The organism is Collimonas sp. GW821-FHT07E08, from assembly GCF_059418905.1.
The window spans coordinates 1-737 of the sequence record NZ_JBWKQR010000058.1; the positions used below are offsets into that span (position 1 = coordinate 1).

The window sequence follows — 737 nt, forward strand, 5'->3', positions numbered from 1 at the left end:
CGCTCTACGTCTTCACGCTTGGTACCGCGCAGCAACACACCAACGTTGTCGCCTGCTTGACCTTGGTCCAGCAGCTTGCGGAACATTTCAACGCCAGTACAGGTCGTCTTTTGTGTGTCGCGGATGCCGATGATTTCCAGCTCTTCGCCAACTTTCACAATACCGCGCTCAACACGGCCAGTCACAACAGTACCGCGGCCCGAGATCGAGAACACGTCTTCCACTGGCAGCAGGAATGTACCGTCAACAGCACGTTCCGGTGTCGGGATGTAAGTGTCCAGCGCTTCTGCCAGAGCCATGATCGCTTGCTCGCCCAGAGGACCAGTGTCGCCTTCCAGCGCCAGTTTCGCCGAACCCTTGATGATTGGCAGGTCGTCGCCTGGGAATTCGTACTTGGTCAGCAGTTCGCGCACTTCCATTTCGACCAGCTCGAGCAACTCTTCGTCGTCGACCATGTCAGCCTTGTTCAGGAACACGATGATGTATGGCACGCCAACTTGGCGCGACAACAGGATGTGCTCACGGGTCTGCGGCATTGGGCCGTCAGCTGCCGAGCAAACCAGGATCGCACCGTCCATCTGTGCCGCGCCGGTGATCATGTTCTTCACATAGTCAGCATGGCCTGGGCAGTCAACGTGGGCGTAGTGGCGGTTGGCAGTTTCGTATTCAACGTGCGCTGTGTTGATCGTGATGCCGCGCGCTTTTTCTTCTGGCGCTGCGTCAATCTGATCGTATGC

General features: G+C 57.4%; 1 protein-coding gene. It reads right to left on the reverse strand.

Annotation, left to right across the window (positions count from 1 at the left end):
• Positions 1-737 (reverse strand): elongation factor Tu (locus tag AC07RZ_RS24140; protein WP_494669873.1); only part of this gene is annotated, 737 nt, incomplete at both ends.